Genomic DNA, 25,807 nt, shown 5'->3' with positions numbered 1-25,807 from the left:
CCATGGCTCAAATGACAATGATTCAAGCAATCACTGATGCTTTACGCGTTGAAATGAAAAATGATCCTAACGTACTTGTATTTGGTGAAGACGTTGGTGTAAACGGTGGTGTATTCCGTGCTACTGAAGGTTTACAAGCTGAATTTGGTGAAGATCGTGTAATGGATACTCCACTTGCAGAGTCTGGTATTGGTGGACTTGCAGTTGGTCTTGCACTTGAAGGATTCCGTCCAGTTCCAGAAATCCAATTCTTCGGTTTCGTTTTTGAAGTAATGGATTCAATTTCTGGTCAATTGGCTCGTATGCGTTACCGTTCTGGTGGACGTTGGACTGCTCCAGTAACAGTTCGTTCTCCATTCGGTGGTGGTGTTCATACTCCTGAACTACATGCTGATAGCTTAGAAGGATTAGTGGCTCAACAACCTGGTCTAAAAGTTGTTATTCCATCTACTCCATACGATGCTAAAGGTCTTTTAATCTCTGCGATTCGTGACAACGATCCAGTTATCTACTTAGAGCATATGAAATTGTACCGTTCATTCCGTCAAGATGTACCAGAAGGCGAATACACAATTGATTTAGGTAAAGCTGATATCAAACGTGAAGGTACAGATGTATCTGTTATCGCTTACGGTGCTATGGTTCACGCTGCATTAAAAGCTGCTGAAGAACTTGAAAAAGAAGGTATCTCTTTAGAGGTTGTTGACTTACGTACAGTTCAACCATTAGATATCGAAACAATCATCGCTTCTGTTGAAAAAACAGGTCGCGTAGTTGTAGTTCAAGAAGCTCAAAAACAAGCTGGTATTGCAGCTAACGTTGTAGCGGAAATTAACGACCGTGCAATCTTAAACTTAGAAGCTCCAGTTGTACGTGTTGCAGCTGCTGATACAGTATTCCCATTCTCTCAAGCAGAGAGCGTATGGTTACCAAACCACAAGGATATTGTTGAAGCTGTAAACAAAGTAATGAACTTCTAATTTTTAGTTTTTCATGTGCAAAAGAAATCAGCACATGCTGGTTTCTTTTGTACATATTCCATAATAATGAAATGAATCAGGGGGCTGAATTCCGTGGCATTTGAATTTAAACTACCAGATATCGGTGAAGGTATCCACGAAGGTGAAATCGTAAAATGGTTTATTAAACCAGGCGATGAAGTAAATGAAGACGATGTACTTCTTGAAGTGCAAAATGATAAAGCAGTAGTAGAAATCCCTTCTCCTGTTAAAGGTAAAGTACTTGAAGTACTTGTAGAAGAAGGAACAGTTGCAATCGTAGGAGATACATTAATTAAATTTGATGCTCCTGGATACGAAAACCTTAAATTTAAAGGTGACGATCATGATGAAGCTCCAAAAGCTGAAGAAGCAGCAGTAGAAGCTCCAGCAGCGGAAGCTACTCCAGCAGCAACTGCAGAAGTAGTAAATGAGCGCGTAATCGCTATGCCATCTGTTCGTAAATACGCTCGTGAAAAAGGTGTAGACATTCATAAAGTAGCTGGTACTGGTAAGAACGGCCGTATCGTAAAAGCTGACATCGATGCATTTGCAAATGGTGGACAAACTGTAGCAGCAACTGAGGCTCCAGCAGCAGTAGAAGCTACTCCAGCAGCAGCGAAAGAAGAAGCACCAAAAGCACAACCAATTCCAGCTGGTGAATATCCAGAAACTCGTGAGAAAATGAGTGGTATCCGTAAAGCGATTGCGAAAGCAATGGTTAACTCTAAGCATACAGCTCCTCACGTAACATTAATGGATGAAGTTGATGTAACTGAGCTTGTTGCTCACCGTAAGAAGTTCAAAGCAGTAGCAGCTGACAAAGGTATTAAATTAACTTACCTTCCATACGTTGTTAAAGCTTTAACATCTGCATTACGTGAATACCCAATGTTAAACACTTCTTTAGACGATGCATCTCAAGAAGTAGTTCATAAACATTACTTCAACATCGGTATCGCAGCTGATACAGACAAAGGTCTATTAGTACCAGTTGTTAAAGATACAGATCGTAAGTCTATCTTCACTATTTCTAACGAGATCAATGATCTTGCTGGTAAAGCACGTGAAGGTCGTCTAGCTCCAACTGAAATGAAAGGTGCTTCTTGCACAATTACAAACATTGGTTCTGCAGGTGGACAATGGTTCACTCCAGTTATCAATCACCCAGAAGTAGCAATCCTTGGTATCGGCCGTATCGCTGAAAAACCAGTTGTGAAAAATGGTGAGATCGTTGCAGCTCCAGTATTAGCATTATCTCTAAGCTTTGACCATCGTTTAATTGACGGCGCAACTGCTCAAAAAGCGTTAAACCAAATTAAACGTCTATTGAATGACCCACAATTATTAGTAATGGAGGCGTAATAACAATGGTAGTAGGAGATTTCCCAATTGAATTAGATACAGTCGTTGTTGGTGCAGGTCCTGGTGGATACGTTGCGGCAATTCGTGCAGCACAATTAGGTCAAAAGGTAGCAATCATTGAAAAAGCTAACCTTGGTGGCGTATGCTTAAACGTTGGATGTATTCCTTCAAAAGCGTTAATCAATGCAGGTCATCGTTATGAGAATGCAATGCATTCTGATGACATGGGTATCACTGCAGAGAACGTAAAAGTTGACTTTACAAAAGTTCAAGAATGGAAAAACGGCGTAGTTAAGAAATTAACTGGCGGTGTTGAAGGCCTTCTTAAAGGTAACAAAGTTGAAATCATTCGCGGTGAAGCTTACTTCGTAGATGCTAATACATTACGCGTTATGACTGAAGATGCAGCTCAAACTTATACGTTTAAAAATGCTGTTCTTGCAACTGGTTCTACACCAATCGAAATTCCAGGATTCAAATACTCTAAACGTGTTATCAACTCTACAGGTGCTTTAAGCTTACCTGAAATTCCTAAAAAACTTGTTGTAATCGGCGGCGGTTACATCGGTATGGAATTAGGTACTGCATATGCTAACTTCGGTACAGAAGTTACTGTAGTAGAAGCTGGCGACGAAATCTTAGCTGGTTTCGAAAAAGCTATGAGCTCTGTTGTTAAACGTGCTCTACAGAAAAAAGGTAACGTAAATATCCATACAAAAGCTATGGCTAAAGGCGTTGAAGAAACAGAAACTGGCGTAAAAGTTAGCTTTGAAGTTAAAGGTGAAATCCAAACTGTAGAAGCAGATTACGTATTAGTAACTGTAGGTCGTCGTCCAAACACTCAAGAAATCGGTCTTGAGCAAGTTGGAGTTAAAATGACTGACCGCGGCATCATCGAAATCGATGAGCAATGTCGTACAAATGTACCAAACATCTATGCAATCGGTGATATCGTTCCTGGACCACCATTAGCTCACAAAGCTTCTTACGAAGGTAAAGTAGCTGTAGAAGCAATTAGTGGCCATGCATCAGCTATCGATTACATCGGAATTCCTGCAGTATGCTTCACTGATCCAGAATTAGCATCTGTTGGTTACACTAAAAAACAAGCTGAAGAAGCTGGAATGACTGTAACTGTATCTAAGTTCCCATTCGCTGCTAACGGTCGTGCATTATCATTAAACAGCACTGACGGTTTCCTACAACTTGTAACACGTAAAGAAGATGGTCTTCTTGTAGGTGCTCAAGTTGCAGGTGCAGGTGCTTCTGATATTATCTCTGAGATTGGTTTAGCTATCGAAGCTGGAATGACAGCTGAAGATATCGCTCAAACAATCCATGCTCACCCAACATTAGGTGAAATCACAATGGAAGCAGCTGAAGTTGCTCTTGGAATGCCAATTCACATTGTAAAATAATTTAAGTAATGTAAATAGCCCCTCTCTTATTGTAAGAGAGGGGCTATTTTTATTTTCATCAAATGACTTGCAAGGTCTTTAAACGTACTTGTCGAATGAATATATAATACTTTAACAAATGATTTAGGCGTAACTTACTTCAAAGGTAATAAATATCATCCTATAATATGTAATTGATTCAAACTTAACCCCATATATTAATAAAATAGAGCATGTCAAAGGAGAAGGTTCCATGAAAATATTACATGTTATATTTTATCATTTACTACTATGGAGTGGCTTTTCCACTGTATTAACATTATCGAATGGTGATAAGTTTCATTATAAAGTTATTCTTTTTTTCGTATTCCTGTATTTAGCCTATGTAATAGCGTATTTTGTATTACACGTAAGAAAGCAAGCGTTATTTCTTACATGTTCGAATTGTATACTATTTTTAATCGTATTATTTATTTTTTAAATTAACGTTTATAAAAATACATTGTTCTTCCATTAAATAATTGTAACTCTCCTTCTAATTTCTTCGCTAAAAAACGGCAAAATTCATTTGCTTTCCCTTTGTCACCATATGTTGCATTAGGTGGTAAAGAAACTTGGATGAAAAATTGTTCATTTTCTATACCAACACCAATATAAATTGAGTCATACCAGTCGTGATTGGATTGAAGTTTTAATGTTGTTGTAGATGTATCTAAAATTTCATAAGGAAAAGCGGTATTTGTATACGTGTAATTAATTTGGGCACCAGTTTTAGAAGTAACTGTTTTATAATAATGAAAAAGTTGTTTTATATCATCTATTGAAACAGATTGTTGTTTGGATTTTGGTACAAGCGTAATAAAGGCGTGTTGCATATAAGTTCCCCCTAACTTAGTAGAATACTATCATTCTACATCCTACTGAATTTTTTGACAATTAAAAGGAGTATTACATGTTTTGTTTAATATACTATTAATGAAACGTGATGTAGAAAGGTGGAAACCAATGTTTGAAAAATTGTATGATGAGCATGAAAGTGTGAAGGTACGATTTTTAGGGTTTATGACACATGATACACGTTATGATTTTGGTGTTATTTATACAAATATGTTTTTTGGAAAACCGCTCATTGTTTGTATGCAAACAGGAAGGTCTACTTTACTCGGAAGAGATGATGTAGAGAATGTTCAATATATACAGGAGATTTTTAAATTAGGATCAGAAGAGGAAGCGAAGGAGTTAGCTCAGTTTTTCAAATTTCTAGTTCCGTCAACTTCTTTACATGCGGAATATGAAGAATAATTAATGTGAAACAGTCGTACTTATAAATATGGCTGTTTTTTATTTGAATATCGCATACTAATTAAAATTTAAAATATTTAATGTGTTATACTAAAAACCTATTGACGTAAAAAGTATAACATATTAAAATAAAGACAGAAAGTTAAGCGGTTACAAAAAAGTTTTTGGGATTATAAACTTAGGGGGAAATGAAAAATGGGAACAATCGTATGTCAAGATTGTGAAGGTACAATTGCACACTTCGAAGATGAGAAAGTAACGGTACTTTACGGGAAATGTGGATCTTGCGGATGTGATCACACAGAGCATACAAAAGCCCAATAATTGATAGGAAATGGACAGCTAAAAGTTTTTAGGACCATAAACTTAGGGGGAAATGAAAAATGGGAACAATCGTATGCCAAGTATGTGAAGGAACAATCGGACATTTTGAAGATGAGAAAACGACAGTACTTTACGGAAAATGTGGAACAAATTGTGACTGTGCTAGAAAAGATAATGCGAAAGCTTAATGATAGATAAATAGATTACTATTAAAACTCAGGGGGAAATGAAAATGGGAACAATCGTATGCCAAGTATGTGAAGGAACAATTGGACATTTTGAAGATGAAAAATCAACAGTACTATACGGGAAATGTGGATCTCATTGCGAATGTGACCATAAAGAACATACAAAAGCTTAATAATAAGAAAAAGCGCCTACATGTGTAGGCGCTTTTTTAATAAATTGTAGTTGTATGGCCAACTGTTGCAACGATTGCATCATCTCTAATTGGAATAAAGCTTATGGATGTCTGTGGTGTACTAGAAGAAGCGTATTGGCTCATTATACGGCTATCTATACGGGTAATAGTATCGGTCAAGAAAGCTGAAATAAAAGCGTAAGGGACTCGTCGTTCATTTAATGAATAAATAATTTCTTCTTTTGTTTTTACACCTACGCCATGTCCGTAAAAAAAGAAATTTCCTAAATAGATTGTGTTTTCTCCTTGCCACTCAATTGTAGCTGGATTCACTTGTGGATTTTTAAAGTAAACGAGGTCACCTGGAACAAGATCGCCACCGTTTTTTGTTATGAGTCTTAGATCTTGATCGTAGTCCCATGTATAAAGTAAAAGGTTTGCAAATAGACGATTGAAAGTTTCTTCCTCATACAATGATAATAAAGCTTTATAAAAAATAATGATCATAGCGGTTGCGCATTCAGTTCCATATAGTTTTCCGTTTTTGAAAATATCTTGTATGGCAATAGAAGGTGGTATGTTTGGAAGAAGCTCGAATCCTCCAAGGGATGTTCTTTTCCAATACTGGGGGTTGCAAAAGGATTGTTGAAATGTGCGAAACTGAAATCCACTTTGAAAAAGTTCTAGTGCAGAGATAATAATATTAACTCGTAAATTGAGATCAAAGCTGAGTTCATCAGCTGTTCGGAAGGAATAAACTTCTTGATTTCCTGCCATTATTGATAAAATTTGTTGTTTCTCTGCTGCAAATGGCTCATATTCATTTGTAATATAAGGATGTACAATAGAACGGCCTATTACAATCATAATAGTATCCCCACCTATACGTTACATTCTTTAGTATCGTATGAAGAAAAGGAAAAAAGGTGAAAAAAAAGCCTATCAACTGATAGGCTTGTACTCTTTAATAACACGTAATGTTTGTAATGTCATATCTTCAGGACCTTGTACAGGTAAACCTGCTTCTAAGTTTTTACGAATATACTCTAAGTTTTCTTGTGTAATAATTTCCCCCGGAGTAAAGATTGGAATCCCTGGCGGATAAACCATAACAAAATCAGCTATAATACGACCCGCTGCATTTTCAAATGGAATGACTTCTGTTTCCGAATAAAAAGCATCTCGAGGAGAAAGTGCTAGCACTGGAATTTCTGGAATCTCTACTTGTACTTGAACACCTTTATCTGCCCTATTTCTAAATGTTGCTGCTAAATCTTGTAATGCTGCAATAAGTGTATTTGTATCACTTTCTGTGTCTCCTAAAGTGATAAGACATAGTATGTTGTATAGATCTGAGAGTTCTACTTCAATGTTATATTGCTCTCTAAGCCATACTTCAGCTTGGTGGCCGGTAATACCTAAATCTTTTACAGATACAATTATCTTTGTAGGATCATAGTTAAAGGTAGCATCTGTACCTAACATTTCTTTTCCAGGACAGTAAAGATGCTCAATAGAATTTATAGCATCACGAACATGTTCAGCTAATTGTATTGTTTGTTCTATGAGTGCTGTTCCTTCTGTAGCAAGACGTTTTCTCGCAACATCAAGTGATGCTAACAAGATGTAAGAAGTTGATGTAGTTGTAAGCATGCTAATAATAGATTGGACATGTTTTACATTCACCAAGCCTTCTTTCACATTAAGAATAGAACTTTGAGTTAAAGAGCCTCCTAATTTGTGAACACTTGTTGCTGCCATGTCTGCACCAGCTTGCATCGCTGACATCGGCAATTCATCGTGAAAATGAATATGAACACCATGAGCCTCGTCGACTAGTACAGGGATGTCATAAGAATGTGCTAATTGTACAATCTGTTCTAAGTCTGCAGCAAATCCAAAGTACGTTGGGTTAATAACAAGTAAGCCCTTTGCATCTGAGTGCTCTTCAAGTGCTTTTTTGACAGATTGAATTGTGATTCCATGAGAAATACCGAGTTTCGGATCGATTTCAGGATGCATGAAAATCGGTTTTGCACCTGAGAAAATAATAGCTGACATTACTGATTTATGCACGTTTCGTGGTACTAGGATTTTGTCACCAGGACCGCAAACGCTCATCACCATTGTCATAATAGCGCCACTTGTACCTTGAATAGAAAAGAAAGTATGATCTGCACCGAATGCAGCGGCTGCTAAATCCTGTGCTTCTTTAATCATACCTTTTGGATGATGTAAATCATCGAGTGGCGCAATATTAATTAAATCAATTGCTAATGCATTATGCCCAATAAATTCGCGAAATGTAGGATCCATGCCTTGTCCTTTTTTATGACCAGGAATATGGAATTGAATTGGATTTCGCTTACTGTGCTCAACTAAAGCGGTAAACAATGGTGTTTCGTATTGGGACAATCTATACACCCCTTCTTCTTCATAATATTTAATTTGTTTTATATAATCCTGCTCTAAAAAAGGTAAGTCCTTTTTTTAGAATGAGGCTTGTTTTTCTGCCATTCAAAAAATCGGTTTTGAGATGGTAGCTTCACTTTATTTTCTATAAAACAAAAGCATTATATCACCAATAATTATAGATGTATAGAAAAAAATATTTTTAAGGTGAGTATGTTTAATAGTTAGCCTCAACTAATGAATGGAGGAAGACAATTCCATTAAAATGAATAAATAGTGTATAATGCAGAGTGGCTATAATGAAGAATAAAACATTCTCTTTAAGATAGCATAATGAAACAAGAAGAAATGATAAATGAGGTGCGAAATGGAATATCAATATCCGTTAGATTATGATTGGTCAAATGAGGAAATGGTTATAATTGTGAAGTTTTATGAAGCAATTGAGAAAGCTTATGAAAAAGGAATTATAAGAGAAGAATTAATGGGTTTATATCGTCGTTTTAAAGAGATTGTTCCATCGAAAGCAGAAGAAAAGAAAATTGATAAAGAGTTTCAAGAAGTAAGTGGATACTCTATATATCGTGCTATTCAAAGAGCAAAGGAAGTCGAAGAACAAAAGCTTGTAAAAATGTAAAAAATATTTTGAAAAATAAAAACTGAAGTGATATAATGTGATAACAACTAAAAACGGACAATATAAATTGTCCGTTTTCTACTATCGATTACAAAGTGCATATAAAGGAAGGAGTGATTGCATCGTAGATTCAATCTTAGCAAGGAATTGTTCGTTGGTCATTGCTGAAAACTCCTCTGGTGATATATGAATACCAACTAATAATTCTGCTTTTTTTACAGTAGCTAGTCGTTCAATCATCTTTTGTAAGTCTTCGGTTTCAAGTGTTTTATGTAATTTCACACTTGGTTTAGTATGGTCAATGGACCAAACGAAGTCATTTGGAATATTTGTTTTTAAATCATTTAAATGTTCTAAGAAGGCATGAGCCGTCTCAACTTTTTGTGGACACTCATAGATTAAACCAAAGTATATGAAGGCATGAGTACCCCATAAGCCGATTTGGAAATGCGGTAGCATTTTATATCCTCGTTTATTTGTTGAAAAAGCAACCCAAGTATCGTTTGGTGGATTGACTTTGCGACGTGCGTGTTTTGCAACATGATAAAAAAAGTTCTCATCAGTGTGTTGGGATAAGTATTCTGCAAATTGTTCCCCTAAAGCTTCTAGCTTAGGATGAATGTTCGTTTTAATTGCACTCATTCGTTCTTCGAGACCATCAACTGTAAAGACATCAAAATCAGTTGACTTGAATGTTTGTATTGTCATGATTGTTCCTCCAACTCCTATTTTGCTTTTATTTTAGCATAGCTTGTACTATTCATAAAAAAAACAGCACAAAAAAATTTAAATAAAAAAATATAATTTTGTTGCATAGATGATTTATCCAACATAGTATAGTATAAAACAAAAAATCAGAAAATTGAATTAATTCTAGTCCGAGGGCAGACGAATATTGGGAGGAGGCAAATAATATGAGACAGGTGATTAATGCGTTAAAGAGAACAGATGCCGAAAAGAGAATACCGGTGCTACGTTTGGAGCTAGATTATGAATTAGCAACTTTATATGATGCGATGATGGAAGATGATAAACAGAAAAAAGAAGAGTGTGTACAAAAGTTAGAAGTGTTAAGACTTGAAATGATTCGTTTAGAAGCGTAATAATAGTATATGTATAAAAAATTAGTTGGTGCGAACCTTATAAAGGGTTCGTTTTTTCTGTGAACAGTAAAGATCGGAGTGTTTAAACATGCAAGAAGTATGGAAAGACATCGATGCACACGCCAAACGGTGGATTCGGGATGCAGGAGAGCATTTAATGGCATCCATGAAAAAAGCACCTATTATAGAAACAAAATCCAATGCAGCTGACTTAGTTACAAATATGGACCGAGAGATAGAACAGTTTTTAATTGGGAAAATTAAAGAAACATTCCCGAATCATAATATTTTAGGAGAAGAAGGTTATGGAGACGAGATAACGTCTTCTGACGGGGTTGTTTGGTTAATTGATCCAATTGACGGCACGATGAACTTTGTTCATCAAAAAAGAAATTTTGCAATTTCAATTGGGATTTATGAGAACGGTATCGGAAAGATTGGACTTATTTATGATCCAGTACATGATGAACTATATCATGCAGTCAAGGGATCTGGAGCTTTTTGTAATGATATATCAATTCCTCCATTGGAAAAAGGAACTGTAGAGCAAGGTATTGTAGCTTTAAATGCGGTATGGCTTACAGATAATCCATTGCTTAATATGGAAAGTATGATGGCACTTGTTAAGAAAGCAAGGGGCACGAGATCGTATGGCTGTGCAGCGTTAGAGATGGTGTACGTTGCAACAGGAAGAATAGATGCATATGTAACGCCGAGATTATCACCATGGGATTTTGGCGGAGGACAGATAATTGTAGAAGAAGTTGGAGGGAAGGTAACGACATTCTCTGGAGCGCCACTTTCTATCATAGAGAAGAGCAGTGTGCTAGTTGCAAAACCAGGAGTGTATGAAGAAGTGTTATCTTTTATATCAGAGCCACAAAAAAAGTAAGAGGCTATGTATAAGCTTCTTACTTTTTAGCGTTATTGTGATTTGCGCATTTTTCTTTTTGTTACAAAACCGTATCCAACTGCAACAAATGTACCGATAATGCAAATAATAATACCGATTGGACTATTTTCAGCAATCATAATGCCGATACCGATTAAGAAAATAACACCGATAATTGCGGTTAATAAAAAGCGATATTGAATGTGTTCCATTTCTTCACCCTCCAATCTCATTTTACTTTCACAAAAGTAAGAATACAACTATATTTTCATTCTTGCTTTTATTTTAATTGCTATTGTATCCCCTTCGCTCTTATAATAGAGAAGGATTAAAAAGACATTAGGAGTTGGACATGTTGAAAAAACGACAAGATTTACGTAATATAGCAATTATTGCCCACGTTGACCATGGTAAAACAACACTTGTTGACCAGTTATTACGTCAAGCGGGGACATTCCGTGCGAATGAACATATTGAAGAACGCGCAATGGATTCAAATGATCTAGAAAGAGAACGCGGTATTACAATTTTAGCGAAGAATACAGCGATTCACTATGAAGATAAAAGAATTAACATTTTAGATACACCAGGTCACGCTGACTTCGGTGGAGAAGTAGAACGTATCATGAAAATGGTTGATGGTGTTCTACTTGTTGTTGATGCATATGAAGGTTGTATGCCACAAACACGATTTGTTTTAAAGAAAGCTCTTGAGCAAAACTTAACTCCAATCGTTGTTGTAAACAAAATTGACCGTGACTTCGCTCGCCCTGATGAAGTAGTTGATGAAGTAGTTGACTTATTTATCGAACTTGGTGCAAACGAAGATCAATTAGAGTTCCCAGTTGTATTTGCATCAGCAATGAACGGAACAGCAAGCTTGGATTCAAATCCGGCAAATCAAGAAGAGAATATGAAATCATTATTCGATACAATTATCGAACATATTCCAGCACCAGTTGATAACAGCGAAGAGCCACTTCAATTCCAAGTAGCACTTCTTGATTACAACGACTATGTTGGACGTATTGGAGTTGGACGCGTATTCCGCGGTACAATGAAGGTTGGACAACAAGTTGCTTTAATGAAAGTTGACGGAAGTGTAAAACAATTCCGCGTAACGAAATTATTCGGTTACATTGGATTAAAACGTCAAGAAATTGAAGAAGCAAAAGCTGGAGATTTAGTAGCTGTTTCAGGTATGGAAGACATCAACGTAGGTGAAACGGTATGTCCGGTTGAGCATGAAGAGGCTTTACCATTATTACGTATTGATGAGCCAACGCTACAAATGACATTCCTTGTAAATAACAGCCCATTTGCAGGTCGTGAAGGTAAATTTATTACATCTCGTAAAATTGAAGAGCGTCTTCGTTCACAATTAGAAACAGATGTAAGTTTACGTGTAGATAATACAGATTCTCCTGATGCATGGATCGTATCTGGACGCGGGGAATTGCATTTATCTATCTTAATTGAAAACATGCGTCGTGAAGGTTATGAACTACAAGTATCTAAGCCTGAAGTAATTATTAAAGATATCGATGGCGTAAGATGTGAACCTGTAGAGCGCGTACAAATCGATGTTCCTGAAGAATACACTGGTTCTATTATGGAATCAATGGGTGCACGTAAAGGTGAAATGTTAGATATGGTAAATAACGGAAACGGTCAAGTTCGCCTTACTTTCATGGTTCCGGCACGTGGTTTAATTGGTTACACAACAGAATTCCTAACATTAACTCGTGGTTACGGTATTTTAAACCATACATTCGATTGCTACCAACCAGTACATGCTGGACAAGTGGGTGGACGTCGCCAAGGTGTTCTAGTTTCACTTGAAACAGGAAAAGCATCACAATATGGTATTATGCAAGTTGAAGACCGTGGTGTAATCTTCGTTGAACCAGGTACAGAAGTATATGCTGGTATGATCGTAGGAGAACATACTCGTGAGAACGACTTAACAGTTAACGTTGTGAAAATGAAACAACAAACTAACATTCGTTCTGCAACGAAAGATCAAACTTCAACAATGAAAAAACCACGCTTAATGACTCTAGAAGAGTCATTAGAGTACTTAAACGATGACGAGTTCTGTGAAGTAACTCCAGAATCAATTCGTTTACGTAAAAAGATTCTTGATAAGAGCGAACGTGAAAGAGCTGCTAAGAAAAAGAAATCTGTAGAAGCATAAAAAATAAAACAGCTACCTTTAAGGTAGCTGTTTTTTTATGTTTATTTTTTAGAATATTTACTCTTTTTAGTGGACAGTATTTTTTTCGCAGGTTACTCTTGTATTAAGTACATAAAGAAATTTTGTTTTTTATGAGAAGGGGGGATAAATAGTGTTAGAAAGAATGTCTTTTTTTGCGAAATTATGTAAAGTTGATGAAAATCCAGAGTTAGGAATGTGGTTACTTTATGGGACGATTATTATATTAAGTGCTCTCGTCTATAATTTAGGATTTGCTAGAAAGTTGTCTGTACTAAAAAATATAGTAATATACATATCATTAGCAATTGGATGTACAGTATTAACCTTTTTTGCTGTATTTTTACCTGTTGGAGAAGGACTTGTTGTAGCGGCAATTGTACTTGGAATTTATAGATTGCGTTTGCGTCAAGCGAAACAACAAAAAGCAGGGTGAGGGGGCGAAGTTTTATGCGTTCAGTACAAGATGCACTATATAATTGGTTAACAATTAAAACAGTTGCGGAAGCACGTCCGGATGATAGTGCTGCAAAAGAAACGTATTTGTTATTTCAAAATATGATATATGAAGAACATAAATTAAAAAATGTGGAAGTTAAAAAGAACGAGGAAATGTATTTAATTACATATGAAATGAAAGGGGAAAGGAAATCTGCAAGGTTTCCATTAGAAGCTATTGATTGTTTCTTGGATCAAATGAATCGTGAGCCTGAAAAATATAAATAAGTCCTTATCTATATGAGTAAGGACTTATTTACATTTTACCAATCGTCTTCGACTTTTTTATCACGATATAATCGGAAATTACCACTTGCATGACGTTCCATTGTACGCTCTGCAATTCGTTCCGAACATTCCATGCACATATATGTATGAATAGGGCGATTACGCAGTTTTTTTGCCATAGGATTTTCATCATCTAACATATCTTTTTTATCACAAATCATACATTTGACTCTCATTTCGTCACCTCAATACGAATTCTATCAGTATAAGTATATCATGGAAGTATAATGTTTTTGAATAATAGTGGGAAAAAATAATATTTTCGCAATTCAAAAAATAAGTTATGATAAGGATATACCAAGTATGTTTGGAGGTGAAAATATGGCGAATGTAGTAGAGCCTACTTTAACAGAGGGTTTAGTACAAACGTTGCGTAAAGAGTGTATTGTTATGATAGCAACGACAGATTTCGAAAAACAAGTTCCTAACGTAAGTGCTATTTCTTGGGTGTATGCAGTGAGCAAAACTAGTATTCGATTTGCAGTAGATCAACGTTCACGTATTGTGGAAAATATACGTCATAATACAGGTGTGGTATTGACTATAATGGCGAATGAATCCGTATTTTCCATAAGTGGTGCAGGTGAAATTTTGACAGATAGAATGGAAGGTATTTCTTTGAAATTAACTGTAATAGAAGTTAATGTGCAAGAAGTACGTGATGTTATGTTTTATGGAGCGAAACTTGCAATTGAACCAACATATGAAAAAACATACGATCTTCGGGCGGCCAAAAAGCTGGATAACGAAGTACTAGTAGGAATAAGAGAATTATAAATGTGCTAAATAAGAAATTCGTTTATTCACTTTTGTAATCGGTTATTGTGATTTAACGTTAATAATTATAATAAAAAGTAATATATTGAATAGAAATGAATAAAGAATAAATAAAAGGTTTAATGACTATGATTTTCGATTCTACCTCGTTTACACGGTACATATAATTATAACAATGGTTCGTCCATATTTTATGGATGAAACCCTTGTTCTACAAATTTAAAAGTGGAGTCAGGGGGTAACAGGTTGGATAAAATTTATGTGTTAGATACGAATGTACTTTTGCAGGATCCTTTATCTATTTTTTCATTTGAAACCAATGAAGTAGTGATTCCAGCAGTTGTATTAGAAGAGGTTGATTCGAAAAAACGTTATATGGATGAAGTAGGACGAAATGCTCGTTATGTATCTAAGTTAATAGATAAATTTCGTGAAATAGGAAAGCTGCATGAAAGTATCCCGCTAGAAAATGGCGGAACATTTCGTATTGAATTAAACCATCGTTCATTTGTGCAACTACAAGATATTTTTGTAGAAAAAACAAATGATAATCGAATTTTAGCTGTAGCAAAAAATCTATCTTTAGAAGAACAGGAAAAAGAGGACGGGAAGTCTGTTATTTTAGTAAGTAAAGATGTACTCGTAAGGGTAAAAGCTGATGCAATTGGTTTGAAGGCTGAAGATTATTTAAGTGATCGCGTAATTGAAGTAGAAAATATATATTCTGGCTTTTTAGAAGGATATATATCAAAAGAACAATTGGATTATTTTTATGAGAAAGGTGAATTGCCTCTATCTGAAATTGCGAATCACCCTTTTTACCCAAATCAATTTGTAGTAATGAAAGATGCATTAGGGGGCTCTAGTTCTGCGCTTGGCATTGTGGATCACTTAGGTAAGAAGGTAAAGAAACTTATTTTTCACAATGAACAAGTGTGGGGGATACGACCACGAAACGTGCAGCAAATTATGGGATTAGAATTGTTGCTTCGTGAAGATATTCCGCTTGTAACATTAACGGGGAAAGCCGGCACAGGAAAAACGTTACTTGCGTTAGCTTCGGGACTTATGCAAACAGAAGACTTAGGGTTATATAAAAAATTACTCGTTGCAAGACCAATTGTCCCAGTCGGAAAAGATATCGGTTATTTACCAGGAGAAAAAGAAGAAAAGTTAAGACCATGGATGCAACCAATTTTTGATAACCTAGAGTATTTATTTAATACGAAAAAGCCAGGAGAGTTAGATGCTATTTTAGCTGGAATGGGTTCGATTGAAGTAGAAGCCCTTACTTATATACGCGGGAGAAGTATTCCAGATCAGTTCATTATCATTGACGAAGCACAAAATTTAACAAAGCATGAAGTGAAAACGATACTAACTAGGGTAGGGGAAAAGAGTAAGATTGTATTGATGGGAGATCCTCAGCAAATTGATCACCCATATTTAGATGAATATAATAATGGCTTAACGTATGTTGTAGAGAAGTTTAAAGAACAGCGCATTAGTGGTCATGTGAAGTTTGTTAAAGGGGAGCGATCTAATTTAGCTCAACTAGCAGCAGATTTATTGTAAAAAGGAGTGAGCTTAAGCTCACTCCTTTTCTTTAAATAATTGTAAATTTACGGATGTTCCGGATTGGATTTTGTCGATTAGATCCATCATTGAAATAGAGATGAACAGGTCCGTCTTCTTTTAATGGCTTTCCTTCTTTTGAAAAACCTAGTATAGCATTTTTGACAGTTTCTAATGGAAGTGTCATTGTATGATCTACAGTTTCAATTTCAACTTGCGTAGCGTCCTCTAAAATTTCAGCGTTAGCAAGGAATGGATGAAATGATATACCAAATGTTCCAGTAATTAGCTGTTCTTTTTTATATTTCTTTACACTTTGTTGTATCGGCGGGAAGGCAGCACCATCACGAATTTCACGATCCCAATGTTCTGAAGTGTTTTTTAAATAAGTTTCTAGTTCAGACGTGTTTTCTCTAGTTTCATCAAAGTAAGTTGTCAAATCTACTTTTCGATCATCAAAGATCCAAACAGTTGGATCAATAGTGATTGGAAAACGTACTTTTCCGTTAATAAATAAAATTTCGCTCATTGTTGTTCCCCCATTTGTGTTATACTCCCACTTTTCAGTATAATAGCATTAGACACTGTTGTCACAAAAAATGTTTCTATTGCAATTTATTAAAACTATCGCTAATATTAATAGATAGGATAGAGGAGAGTAGGACGGAAACGGAGGGAATCAATTTGGCGTCTGAGACAGTAGCAAATCATCAGGAAAAGGCACTAGCCCTTCTACAAGCGGATGCAGAGAAGATTTTAAGACTTATTAAGGTGCAAATGGACCATCTTACAATGCCGCAATGTCCATTATATGAAGAAGTGTTAGACACACAAATGTTTGGACTATCCCGCGAGGTCGATTTTGCAGTTCGCCTTGGTCTTATTGCAGAAGAACAAGGGAAAGCAATGTTAGGTGAGCTCGAACGTGAGTTATCTGCACTTCATGAAGCGTTTACAAACAAACAACAATAACGGGTTCAAATAAGGGGGCTCAAACTAAATTAGTTTGGGCTTTTTATTTGTATAATAAAGCAGGAAGAATCAATGTACATATGGAATACAACAATAATTAAATTGAAACAGAAAGAGGAAATGAAATGAAAAAAGTATGGAAATCAATGGATTATTCATTGTTACTTCCTCTTGTTATCTTATGTGTGCTGGGAGTAATAATGGTATATAGTTCTAGTTCCATTGTTGCGATTTCGAGATTTGATAAACCAGCAAATTTCTTTTTTAAAAGACAATTAATTACTTTAGTTGTTGGGACAATAGTATTAATAATTATTGCTACTATCCCATATAAAGTTTGGAGAAAACGAATTTTTTTGTTGGGGAGTTACGGTGCTAGTGTTGCCTTATTAGCTGCAGCTGCCTTTTTCACTAAGAAAGTAAACGGTGCAAACGGCTGGATATTTGGAATACAGCCTGCAGAATTTGTTAAGATAACAGTTATTCTTGTCTTAGCTCATTTCTTTGCCAAAAGACAAGAAACGAATACACCTGTTTCCAAAGGGTCAGGTCCAGTACTTATTGGTGTTGGTATAATCATGTTTTTAATATTAAAGCAAAATGATTTAGGTACTGATTTGTTAATTGCAGGAACAGTAGGAATTATGTTTCTTTGTTCGGGAGTACAGGTTAACTTATGGATTAAACGAATTGCTTTAACTTCTATAGTATGGATTCCGGCACTATATCTTCTTGGTAATTATGCATTAAATCCATATCAAAAGGCGCGTTTTTCTGTTTTCCTTGATCCGTTTAATGATCCTCAAAAGGATGGGTTTCAATTAGTGAATTCATTTATTGGAATCGCTTCTGGAGGGCTTAATGGTAGAGGATTAGGGAATAGTGTACAAAAATATGGTTATTTACCAGAACCACAAACGGATTTTATAATGGCAATTATATCTGAAGAACTTGGTTTTATAGGTGTAGCTATCATTTTAATCTGTTTATTACTTATTATTATTCGGTCATTTAGAGTTGCACAAAAATGTACAGATCCATTTGGAAGTTTAATAGCTATCGGAATTGCAAGCTTGTTTGGAGTTCAAACGTTTATTAATGTTGGTGGTATGTCTGGAGTAATACCACTTACAGGAGTACCATTACCGTTTGTCAGCTATGGTGGTAGTTCTTTATTAGCTAATCTACTTGCGATGGGAATACTACTTAATATTGCTAGTCATGTAAAACGAGAAGAAAAACAGCAGAATGAGGTAATAAAAGAAAGAGAACAAAATGGACCACATCTTGTAGTTGTAAAATAAAAAACACATCGTGCTTTAGAGCAGGATGTGTTTTTTATTTTCAAGTAGTTTTAAATATGATGTATTAATTTCTCTTTCAGTTAAAAGATATATCACATTTGTTTAAATGTGATATACAATTAAGTTGTTAGAAAAGGAAGAGGTATGCTATACTATTTTTGTGAAACAAATTGCACAGAAAACTTATCATTTGTTAAAAAATAAGGTATGATGGATAAAAATAAAGTGAAGCTTTCTAAGTATAATATAATGTGGAAAGTGAAGAACTTCACGCTTTTTAAGGTGTGTATATATTTTATCTCTAGAGTGGTAGGAAAGTAGAGGGGGAAAATCATGACAAAGCTGCAACGTATTCAAAAAGTATTGGTAGCTAACCGTGGAGAGATTGCAATTCGTGTGTTTCGAGCTTGTTCGGAACTTGGATTAAAAACAGTTGCAATCTATTCGAAAGAGGATAGTGGTTCTTATCATCGCTATAAAGCCGATGAGTCCTATTTAGTTGGGGAAGGAAAAAAACCAATTGATGCTTATCTAGATATTGAAAGCATTATTGAGATTGCAAAAAGTAATCATGTAGATGCAATCCACCCTGGATATGGTTTCTTGTCAGAAAATATTCAATTCGCGAAACGTTGCGAAGAAGAAGGAATTATCTTTATCGGTCCGAAAAGTAAGCATTTAGATATGTTTGGAGATAAAGTGAAAGCAAGAACACAAGCGCAGCTAGCACAAATTCCAGTTATACCTGGTAGTGATGGTCCAGTAGATTCATTAGAAGAAGTCGAAAAATTTGCTGAAAAGTATGATTACCCGATTATTATTAAAGCGTCCCTTGGTGGTGGCGGTCGTGGTATGCGTATTGTGCGTACTAGTGAGGAATTAGGAGAATCATATAATCGAGCAAAATCAGAAGCGAAAGCAGCCTTTGGTAATGATGAAGTTTACGTCGAAAAATTCGTTGAAAAACCTAAACATATAGAAGTACAAATTTTAGCAGATGAAGAAGGCAATGTTGTTCATTTATACGAGCGTGACTGTTCTGTACAACGTCGTCATCAAAAAGTTGTAGAAATAGCACCGAGTGTATCACTTTCAGATGATCTGCGTCAGCGTATTTGTGATGCTGCTGTGAAGTTAACGAAAAATGTAAACTATTTAAATGCAGGGACAGTAGAATTCCTTGTAAAAGATGATGAGTTTTACTTTATTGAAGTAAATCCACGTGTTCAAGTAGAACATACGATTACAGAGATGATCACAGGAGTCGATATCGTTCAATCACAAATTTTAATAGCTGATGGACATGCATTACATAGTAAAATAGTAGGTGTTCCGAAGCAAGAGGAAGTGGTTGTACACGGATTTGCAATCCAATCTCGTGTAACAACTGAAGACCCACTAAATAATTTTATGCCGGATACAGGAAAAATTATGGCGTATCGATCAGGCGGTGGTTTTGGTGTGCGTCTTGATACAGGAAATAGCTTCCAAGGTGCAGTTATTACACCATACTACGATTCTTTACTTGTAAAAGTTACAACTTGGGCACTTACTTTTGAGCAAGCTGCTGCAAAAATGGAACGTAACTTAAAAGAATTCCGTATTCGTGGTATTAAAACAAATATTCCATTCCTAGAGAATGTAGTAAAACATAAAAACTTCTTATCAGGAGAATATGATACTTCGTTTATTGATGTGTCACCTGAACTATTCTTGTTCCCGAAACGTAAAGACCGCGGAACGAAAATGTTAAATTATATTGGTTCAGTAACAGTAAATGGCTTCCCAGGAGTAGGGAAAAAAGAAAAGCCAATATTCCCAGATGCTCGTATTCCATGTTTAAAACATTCAGAGCCAATCCAAAATGGAACGAAACAAATTTTGGACGAGCGTGGAGCAGATGGATTAGTAAAATGGGTACAGGATCAAAACCGTGTACTTTTAACGGATACAACATTCCGTGATGCACATCAGTCATTACTTGCAACTCGTATTCGTACAAAAGATTTACATCAAATTGCAGAGCCAACAGCAAGAATGTTACCAAACCTATTCTCAGCTGAAATGTGGGGCGGTGCAACGTTTGATGTCGCGTATCGTTTCTTAAAAGAAGATCCATGGGAACGATTACTAGATCTTCGTGAAAAAATGCCGAACGTTTTATTCCAAATGTTACTACGTTCGTCAAACGCAGTTGGCTACAAAAACTATCCAGATAATTTAATTCAAAAATTTGTGGAGTGTTCTGCTCAAGCAGGCATTGATGTGTTCCGTATTTTTGATAGTTTAAACTGGGTAGAAGGTATGAGAGTTGCAATTGATGCTGTACGAGATACTGGTAAAATTGCAGAAGCAACAATGTGCTATACAGGAGATATTCATGATCCATTACGTAGTAAATATGATTTGAATTATTATAAAAACTTAGCAAAAGAGTTGGAAGCATCGGGAGCTCACATTTTAGGTATTAAAGATATGGCTGGCTTACTAAAACCAAACGCAGCATATGATTTAGTTTCAGCATTAAAAGAGACGGTATCAATTCCGATTCACCTGCATACGCACGATACGAGTGGAAATGGTATATTAACGTATACGAAGGCAATTGAAGCAGGTGTTGATATTGTCGATGTAGCAGTGAGTTCTATGGCTGGTCAAACGTCACAACCGAGTGCGAACACATTATTCTATGCACTAGGTGGAAATGAAAGACAACCAGATGTTAATATCGATTCTTTAGAAAAGCTATCTCATTATTGGGAAGATGTACGCAAATACTATGCACCGTTTGAAAGTGGTATGAATGCACCTCACACAGAGGTATATATGCATGAAATGCCAGGTGGACAGTATAGTAATCTTCAGCAACAAGCGAAGGCGGTTGGTTTAGGAGATCGCTTTGATGAAGTGAAAGTAATGTACCGTCGTGTGAATGACATGTTTGGAGATATTGTAAAAGTAACACCGTCATCAAAAGTTGTTGGCGATATGGCGTTATTTATGGTTCAAAACCACCTGACAGAACAAGATGTTTTAGAGCGTGGACATGCTTTGGACTTCCCTGGATCTGTTGTTGAAATGTTCTCTGGTGATTTAGGTCAACCGTACGGTGGTTTCCCGAAAGAATTGCAAAAGATTATTTTAAAAGGGAAAGAGCCGTTAACAGTAAGACCAGGTGAACTACTAGAGCCAGTAGATTTCGACGCGTTAAAAGAAGAATTATTCCATAAACTTGGACGCGAAGTAACAATTTTTGATGTAGTTGCATATGCATTATATCCAAAAGTATTTATGGACTATGAAAAAGTTGCTGAGCTTTATGGAAATGTATCTGTACTTGATACACCGACATTCTTCTATGGTATGAGACTAGGTGAAGAAATTGATGTGGAAATTGAACAAGGTAAGACATTGATGGTTAAACTTGTATCAATTGGAGAACCACAGCCGGATGGAAATCGTGTCCTTTACTTGGAATTTAATGGTCAACCACGTGAAATTGTCGTGAAAGACGAGAGTGTGAAAGCAACAGTTGCACAACGTGTGAAAGGAAACCGTGAAAATCCAAATCACATTAGTGCAACAATGCCAGGAACGGTAATTAAAGTAGTTGTAAAAGAAGGCGATGAAGTGAAAAAAGGCGATTCTATGGCAATTACAGAAGCGATGAAAATGGAAACGACAGTTCAAGCGCCGTTCAATGGTAAAGTGAAAAAAGTATATGTTAACGATGGTGATGCAATTCAAACGGGTGATTTACTTATTGAATTAGATCACTAAAATAAAAAAAAGAGCTGTGTAAATACAGCTCTTTTCTTTATTGCAAAAAATCCCTTGCCGAATTGGCAAGGGATTTTAGTTTTAAATTATATTGTTTGTTTAGAAGTTGATCCGGCTTCTTTTGCATTCACTTTACTTCTTGTTCCTAACATAACTAAATAGCATAGTACGGCAAACAAGCAAGAAATGAATAGAGAATGTAACAATGCCATTGCTAAACTAGCGTTTGTAAATACAACTAAAATCCCTACTACAGCTTGAAGTGTAACAAGGATAAATGAAATGATCCATCCCCAATATACTACAGGTTGCTGTTTGTAATGACGAATAGCGAGAATCATCGCGTAAAGTATCCAAGCGAAAATTAACATTGCTGCAACTCTATGGCCCATTTGAACCCATTCATGTAGTTGAGTTGGCATAGGTCTGTTTTTGCTACATAAAGGAAAGTCTGGACAGGCTAAGCTAGCTCGTTCGTGACGTACTAAAGCACCTGTGTAGACAACGATATAACTGTAAATTGTTACACCATAAATATGAAATTTCATTTTTTTGTCCATAATAAGAGAACGTGCATCAAATTTTTGGTCAATTTCAAAGATAAGACACGTTAATAAAATGACAGAAGCAAATGAAATTAAGGAAATACCGAAATGGATAGCAAGTACAGCTGGCATTTGTCCCCAAACAACTGCTGCTGCTCCCATTAATGCTTGTGCAACTAAAAATACGAAGGATAAAATTGCTAACGTTTTTGTTTCACGCACATGTTTATAATATTTCCAGGACAAAATACAAAGGAGAGTGACAAGAATTCCGGCTGATCCTGATGTTAATCGGTGGCTAAGTTCAATAATAGTTTCCATTGATAAATTAGATGGAACAAATTCACCGTTACAAAGTGGCCATGATTTACCACAACCTTGACCAGAACCTGTTTTTGTAACTAAAGCGCCTCCTAATAAAACTATTAATAAATCAAGGCTTGTAATGACTGCTAACCATTTAATAAAGCGTTGCAATCTCTTTCACCATCTTTCTGCTATGAAGTTATTGCGAAATATTTTCATTCCATTATGTATAGAATAAAACGCGCTAGTTCCTATGATATATAAAAAATAATAAAATAGCAAAGAAATGGAGGGGAAAGGAAATGGGGAGAAAATAGGTGTAAAAACAGGGTTCCTAAGGAAAAATTTAGGCGAAAAATAGGCTATTTTGAAAAGAAATGGGGAGAATACGTGTTAAATAGGATAAAATAGTTTATTATAGAAGGTAACATCATGTTATGATAAGGACAAGTCAGAATGAAGTTTTTTATATTCGACACAAAAAGTTCATGTTTTCTTCACAAAATGTTCGGGAAATATGATTTAATATATTGGAGTATGGGCGTAGATTAGTAGTAGAATGGGTTAACAATGTTTCTACTGTAATAATATTGCTATATAGAAGCGAATTATTTCATTTGAAATAGGCGCAAAAAGAAAGATGAAAGTTTTAAGAGGGGGTTAGAGTGATGAACCATGCAACAAGTGAGCTGCATGATGAGTCCGCTGTTACAAGTGTACCGGAAACAACTCGGATACAAGATTTAAAAGCACTCGTTAAAATGGGGATTGTAAACTCAAATACACTTACTGTATTTACAGGATTTTGGTTGGCATTACACTTTAATGGATTAAGTGTAATGGACAATCTGGATAAGTTATTCTTTACAATCGTTGGTTCTGGATTAGTTATGGCAGGGGTATGTTGTTTAAACAACTACATTGATCGAGACATCGATCCATTAATGGAAAGAACAAAGACCCGTCCAACGGTTACTGGAAAGTATAAACCAGGATTTGCACTTACATTTGGACTAGTCATATTACTTCTTGGTTTTGTATTTTTATTATTAACAACACCAATGGCAGTCCTAATGGGATTTATTGGTGCTTTCACATATGTTGTTCTATATAGTTTATGGACAAAGAGAAAGTATACACTAAATACTGTTGTAGGTAGTATATCTGGTGCAGTTCCACCTTTAATTGGATGGGCAGCAATCGATCCATCTTTAGGTCATCCAATTGCTTGGATGTTATTTTTAATTATGTTTATTTGGCAAATCCCACATTTCCTTGCATTAGCGATGAAACGTGTTGATGAATATCGAAATGCAGGAATTCCAATGCTTCCTGTAGTTCATGGATTTGAAATTACGAAACGCCAAATTATGATTTGGACAGTATGTTTATTACCACTACCATTTTATATGAGTGGACTAGGGATAACATTTATGGTAATTGCAACACTGCTTAACATCGGATGGATCGCTTTAGGATTTTATGGATTCCGTAAGAAAGATGACATAAAATGGTCCGTGCAAATGTTTGTTTATTCCCTAAATTATTTAACAATCTTATTTGTATCAATGATTGTAGTTACATTCTTCTAAGACAACGACATAATTGGATTTCTTTACGTTGAGATTTACTTTACTTAACTATAAAGTACAATCTAATTCACAAGGAAAGTGGGGGTTGTTTGTATGAAGAAACAGTGGCGACTGCTTTCGTTCGTTTCACTGCTGGCTTTACTGTTAGGGGGATGCGGTAAAGCCTTTCAATCTACTTTAATTCCGCAAGGAGAAGTAGCAAAAATGCAATATGATTTACTTCTACTGGCGAGTGCAATCATGGTAGGAGTAGTACTAGTAGTTACTATTATTTTCTTGTATGTAATTGTGCGTTTCCGACAAAAGAAAGGTCAGGAAGATTATATTCCAGAGCAAGTTGAAGGAAATCACAAGCTAGAAATTATATGGACAGTTATTCCGATTATTCTTTTACTAATCTTAGCTGTTCCAACGGTTACATATACATTCAAACTTGCTGATGTAAGTGCGATGGAGAAAAAGAATATTGATAAAGATACTATCGTTGTTGATGTAACAGCGAATCTTTATTGGTGGGAATTTTCTTATAAATCAGAAAAGATAGTAACTTCGCAAGATTTAGTCATCCCCACAGGTAAGAAAGTGTATTTAAATTTGAAGGGTGCCGATATTAAACACTCATTTTGGGTTCCATCTTTAGCTGGGAAAATGGATACAAATACAGACAATGTGAACAAAATGTGGTTAAAGGCAGATAAATCGGGCACTTATAATGGTTTTTGTACAGAATTTTGCGGCCCATCACATTCTTTAATGCAATTTAAAGTGAAAGCTTTAGATGAAAGCGAGTACAAAAATTGGCTTGCTGATATGAAGAAGATTGATGGGAAGAAAGAAGTAGCTTCAACAAAGGCGCAAGAGGGCCAAGAAATATTTAATAAAAGCTGTATTGGTTGTCACGCAGTTGGATCTAATGATAGTAGACCACCTTCCGCTCGTATCGCACCAAACTTAGCAAACTTTGCGGATCGCGATATGGTTGCCGGTATTGCCGAAAACAATGAAGAAAACTTAAAAAAATGGCTGAAAGATCCTGAAAATATGAAGCCAGGAAACAAAATGACTGGCAAATATGGCAACTTAACGGATGATCAAATTGATGCATTAAATGCATACTTACAAACGTTAAAAGTTGAAAAGTAAAGAGGGATTATTCGCGAAGGG

29 protein-coding genes are annotated in these 25,807 nt (G+C 35.8%); 21 read left to right on the top strand and 8 right to left on the bottom strand.

From position 1 onward, the window contains the following. Positions 1–2 precede the first annotated feature (2 nt). The 4 genes from pdhB to ACUXVC_RS19975 all read left to right on the top strand — a co-directional run bounded on the left by pdhB (position 3) and on the right by ACUXVC_RS19975 (position 4,241). Entirely contained in the window at positions 3–980 is a 978-nt protein-coding gene (gene pdhB, locus ACUXVC_RS19990; RefSeq protein WP_000068163.1) for a pyruvate dehydrogenase complex E1 component subunit beta, read from the top strand. 93 nt (positions 981–1,073) lie between these two features. Beyond that, a complete protein-coding gene (gene pdhC, locus ACUXVC_RS19985) occupies positions 1,074–2,363 on the top strand; it encodes a pyruvate dehydrogenase complex dihydrolipoyllysine-residue acetyltransferase (RefSeq protein WP_000863420.1) in 1,290 nt (429 codons plus the stop codon). A 5-nt stretch (positions 2,364–2,368) separates the two neighbouring features. Next, the gene (lpdA, locus tag ACUXVC_RS19980; protein WP_000260104.1) at positions 2,369–3,781 is read left to right on the top strand and encodes a dihydrolipoyl dehydrogenase; all 1,413 of its coding nucleotides are present in this window, start codon (positions 2,369–2,371) and stop codon (positions 3,779–3,781) included. Positions 3,782–4,013: 232 nt separating this feature from the next. Continuing rightward, the gene (locus ACUXVC_RS19975; RefSeq protein WP_000697470.1) at positions 4,014–4,241 is read left to right on the top strand and encodes a hypothetical protein; all 228 of its coding nucleotides are present in this window, start codon (positions 4,014–4,016) and stop codon (positions 4,239–4,241) included. A gap of 1 nt (position 4,242) precedes the next feature. Here ACUXVC_RS19975 and ACUXVC_RS19970 read toward each other — a convergent pair whose 3' ends face one another. Continuing rightward, on the bottom strand, positions 4,243–4,635 hold the full coding sequence (locus ACUXVC_RS19970; protein ID WP_446025828.1) for a DUF1885 family protein: 393 nt from the start codon (positions 4,633–4,635) through the stop codon (positions 4,243–4,245). Positions 4,636–4,765: 130 nt separating this feature from the next. Between ACUXVC_RS19970 and ACUXVC_RS19965 the strand changes: the two genes are divergently transcribed. The 4 genes from ACUXVC_RS19965 to ACUXVC_RS19950 all read left to right on the top strand — a co-directional run bounded on the left by ACUXVC_RS19965 (position 4,766) and on the right by ACUXVC_RS19950 (position 5,747). Continuing rightward, on the top strand, positions 4,766–5,062 hold the full coding sequence (locus ACUXVC_RS19965; RefSeq protein WP_000462038.1) for a DUF3055 domain-containing protein: 297 nt from the start codon (positions 4,766–4,768) through the stop codon (positions 5,060–5,062). A 195-nt stretch (positions 5,063–5,257) separates the two neighbouring features. Continuing rightward, positions 5,258–5,386, top strand: a complete 129-nt coding sequence (locus ACUXVC_RS19960; RefSeq protein ID WP_000536778.1) for a GapA-binding peptide SR1P — start codon at positions 5,258–5,260, stop codon at positions 5,384–5,386. Positions 5,387–5,445: 59 nt separating this feature from the next. After that, positions 5,446–5,574 carry a GapA-binding peptide SR1P gene (locus ACUXVC_RS19955; protein ID WP_000536803.1) on the top strand — a complete coding sequence of 43 codons (129 nt, stop codon included), beginning with the start codon at positions 5,446–5,448 and terminating at the stop codon, positions 5,572–5,574. Between the two features lie 44 nt (positions 5,575–5,618). Further along, complete coding sequence (locus ACUXVC_RS19950; RefSeq protein ID WP_000536796.1) at positions 5,619–5,747, top strand: GapA-binding peptide SR1P; 129 nt, start codon at positions 5,619–5,621, stop codon at positions 5,745–5,747. A gap of 36 nt (positions 5,748–5,783) precedes the next feature. On the opposite strand, the gene ACUXVC_RS19945 is transcribed toward ACUXVC_RS19950, so the two are convergent. After that, the gene (locus ACUXVC_RS19945) at positions 5,784–6,614 is read right to left on the bottom strand and encodes a protein-glutamine gamma-glutamyltransferase (RefSeq protein WP_000635337.1); all 831 of its coding nucleotides are present in this window, start codon (positions 6,612–6,614) and stop codon (positions 5,784–5,786) included. 75 nt (positions 6,615–6,689) lie between these two features. Continuing rightward, positions 6,690–8,162, bottom strand: coding sequence for an arginine decarboxylase (speA, locus tag ACUXVC_RS19940; protein ID WP_000084899.1), 1,473 nt, complete (start codon positions 8,160–8,162; stop codon positions 6,690–6,692). Between the two features lie 364 nt (positions 8,163–8,526). On the opposite strand from speA, the gene ACUXVC_RS19935 reads away from it, so the two are divergent. Next, the gene (locus tag ACUXVC_RS19935) at positions 8,527–8,796 is read left to right on the top strand and encodes a UPF0223 family protein (protein WP_000456546.1); all 270 of its coding nucleotides are present in this window, start codon (positions 8,527–8,529) and stop codon (positions 8,794–8,796) included. Between the two features lie 81 nt (positions 8,797–8,877). On the opposite strand, the gene ACUXVC_RS19930 is transcribed toward ACUXVC_RS19935, so the two are convergent. Next, complete coding sequence (locus ACUXVC_RS19930; protein WP_000155318.1) at positions 8,878–9,504, bottom strand: YktB family protein; 627 nt, start codon at positions 9,502–9,504, stop codon at positions 8,878–8,880. A 206-nt stretch (positions 9,505–9,710) separates the two neighbouring features. Between ACUXVC_RS19930 and ACUXVC_RS19925 the strand changes: the two genes are divergently transcribed. Both ACUXVC_RS19925 and ACUXVC_RS19920 read left to right on the top strand, forming a co-directional pair. Next, entirely contained in the window at positions 9,711–9,899 is a 189-nt protein-coding gene (locus tag ACUXVC_RS19925; protein ID WP_001250164.1) for a hypothetical protein, read from the top strand. Positions 9,900–9,987: 88 nt separating this feature from the next. Further along, positions 9,988–10,791, top strand: coding sequence for an inositol monophosphatase family protein (locus ACUXVC_RS19920; RefSeq protein ID WP_446025827.1), 804 nt, complete (start codon positions 9,988–9,990; stop codon positions 10,789–10,791). 32 nt (positions 10,792–10,823) lie between these two features. On the opposite strand, the gene ACUXVC_RS19915 is transcribed toward ACUXVC_RS19920, so the two are convergent. Continuing rightward, on the bottom strand, positions 10,824–11,003 hold the full coding sequence (locus ACUXVC_RS19915) for a DUF5325 family protein (protein WP_000400123.1): 180 nt from the start codon (positions 11,001–11,003) through the stop codon (positions 10,824–10,826). A gap of 140 nt (positions 11,004–11,143) precedes the next feature. Between ACUXVC_RS19915 and typA the strand changes: the two genes are divergently transcribed. The 3 genes from typA to ACUXVC_RS19900 all read left to right on the top strand — a co-directional run bounded on the left by typA (position 11,144) and on the right by ACUXVC_RS19900 (position 13,732). Next, complete coding sequence (typA, locus tag ACUXVC_RS19910) at positions 11,144–12,988, top strand: translational GTPase TypA (RefSeq protein WP_000914752.1); 1,845 nt, start codon at positions 11,144–11,146, stop codon at positions 12,986–12,988. A 151-nt stretch (positions 12,989–13,139) separates the two neighbouring features. Then, complete coding sequence (locus ACUXVC_RS19905) at positions 13,140–13,442, top strand: YlaH-like family protein (protein ID WP_000893662.1); 303 nt, start codon at positions 13,140–13,142, stop codon at positions 13,440–13,442. Positions 13,443–13,456: 14 nt separating this feature from the next. Further along, complete coding sequence (locus ACUXVC_RS19900; RefSeq protein ID WP_001258141.1) at positions 13,457–13,732, top strand: hypothetical protein; 276 nt, start codon at positions 13,457–13,459, stop codon at positions 13,730–13,732. Positions 13,733–13,767: 35 nt separating this feature from the next. Here ACUXVC_RS19900 and ACUXVC_RS19895 read toward each other — a convergent pair whose 3' ends face one another. Beyond that, positions 13,768–13,968, bottom strand: coding sequence for a YlaI family protein (locus ACUXVC_RS19895; protein WP_001995040.1), 201 nt, complete (start codon positions 13,966–13,968; stop codon positions 13,768–13,770). 145 nt (positions 13,969–14,113) lie between these two features. On the opposite strand from ACUXVC_RS19895, the gene ACUXVC_RS19890 reads away from it, so the two are divergent. Then, positions 14,114–14,569: a pyridoxamine 5'-phosphate oxidase family protein gene (locus tag ACUXVC_RS19890; protein ID WP_000024600.1), complete on the top strand. Its 456-nt coding sequence runs from the start codon at positions 14,114–14,116 to the stop codon at positions 14,567–14,569. Positions 14,570–14,815: 246 nt separating this feature from the next. After that, positions 14,816–16,144: a PhoH family protein gene (locus ACUXVC_RS19885; protein WP_000358083.1), complete on the top strand. Its 1,329-nt coding sequence runs from the start codon at positions 14,816–14,818 to the stop codon at positions 16,142–16,144. A gap of 31 nt (positions 16,145–16,175) precedes the next feature. Here ACUXVC_RS19885 and ACUXVC_RS19880 read toward each other — a convergent pair whose 3' ends face one another. Next, positions 16,176–16,673, bottom strand: a complete 498-nt coding sequence (locus tag ACUXVC_RS19880) for a hypothetical protein (RefSeq protein WP_001289813.1) — start codon at positions 16,671–16,673, stop codon at positions 16,176–16,178. Between the two features lie 155 nt (positions 16,674–16,828). Here ACUXVC_RS19880 and ACUXVC_RS19875 point away from each other — a divergent pair, with 155 nt between their 5' ends. The 3 genes from ACUXVC_RS19875 to pyc all read left to right on the top strand — a co-directional run bounded on the left by ACUXVC_RS19875 (position 16,829) and on the right by pyc (position 22,200). Then, the gene (locus ACUXVC_RS19875) at positions 16,829–17,116 is read left to right on the top strand and encodes a YlaN family protein (RefSeq protein WP_000135694.1); all 288 of its coding nucleotides are present in this window, start codon (positions 16,829–16,831) and stop codon (positions 17,114–17,116) included. 125 nt (positions 17,117–17,241) lie between these two features. Further along, entirely contained in the window at positions 17,242–18,420 is a 1,179-nt protein-coding gene (locus ACUXVC_RS19870) for an FtsW/RodA/SpoVE family cell cycle protein (protein WP_071729772.1), read from the top strand. 333 nt (positions 18,421–18,753) lie between these two features. Then, a complete protein-coding gene (gene pyc / locus ACUXVC_RS19865; RefSeq protein WP_446025826.1) occupies positions 18,754–22,200 on the top strand; it encodes a pyruvate carboxylase in 3,447 nt (1,148 codons plus the stop codon). Positions 22,201–22,286: 86 nt separating this feature from the next. Here the strand turns inward: pyc and ctaA are convergent, their stop codons facing one another. Beyond that, positions 22,287–23,222, bottom strand: coding sequence for a heme A synthase (ctaA, locus tag ACUXVC_RS19860; RefSeq protein ID WP_242806057.1), 936 nt, complete (start codon positions 23,220–23,222; stop codon positions 22,287–22,289). A gap of 497 nt (positions 23,223–23,719) precedes the next feature. Between ctaA and ctaB the strand changes: the two genes are divergently transcribed. Together ctaB and coxB are read left to right on the top strand one after the other, a co-directional pair. After that, positions 23,720–24,643 (top strand): protoheme IX farnesyltransferase, encoded by a 924-nt coding sequence (gene ctaB, locus ACUXVC_RS19855; protein ID WP_001015053.1) that lies wholly within the window; start codon positions 23,720–23,722, stop codon positions 24,641–24,643. 93 nt (positions 24,644–24,736) lie between these two features. Then, positions 24,737–25,786 (top strand): cytochrome c oxidase subunit II, encoded by a 1,050-nt coding sequence (coxB, locus tag ACUXVC_RS19850; RefSeq protein WP_000745273.1) that lies wholly within the window; start codon positions 24,737–24,739, stop codon positions 25,784–25,786. The last annotated feature ends 21 nt before the right edge of the window (positions 25,787–25,807 follow it).

The organism is Bacillus sp. N6 (genome assembly GCF_052805735.1).
Note: the sequence above shows the minus strand (reverse complement) of the source record. Positions and strands in the feature narration are given on the sequence as shown.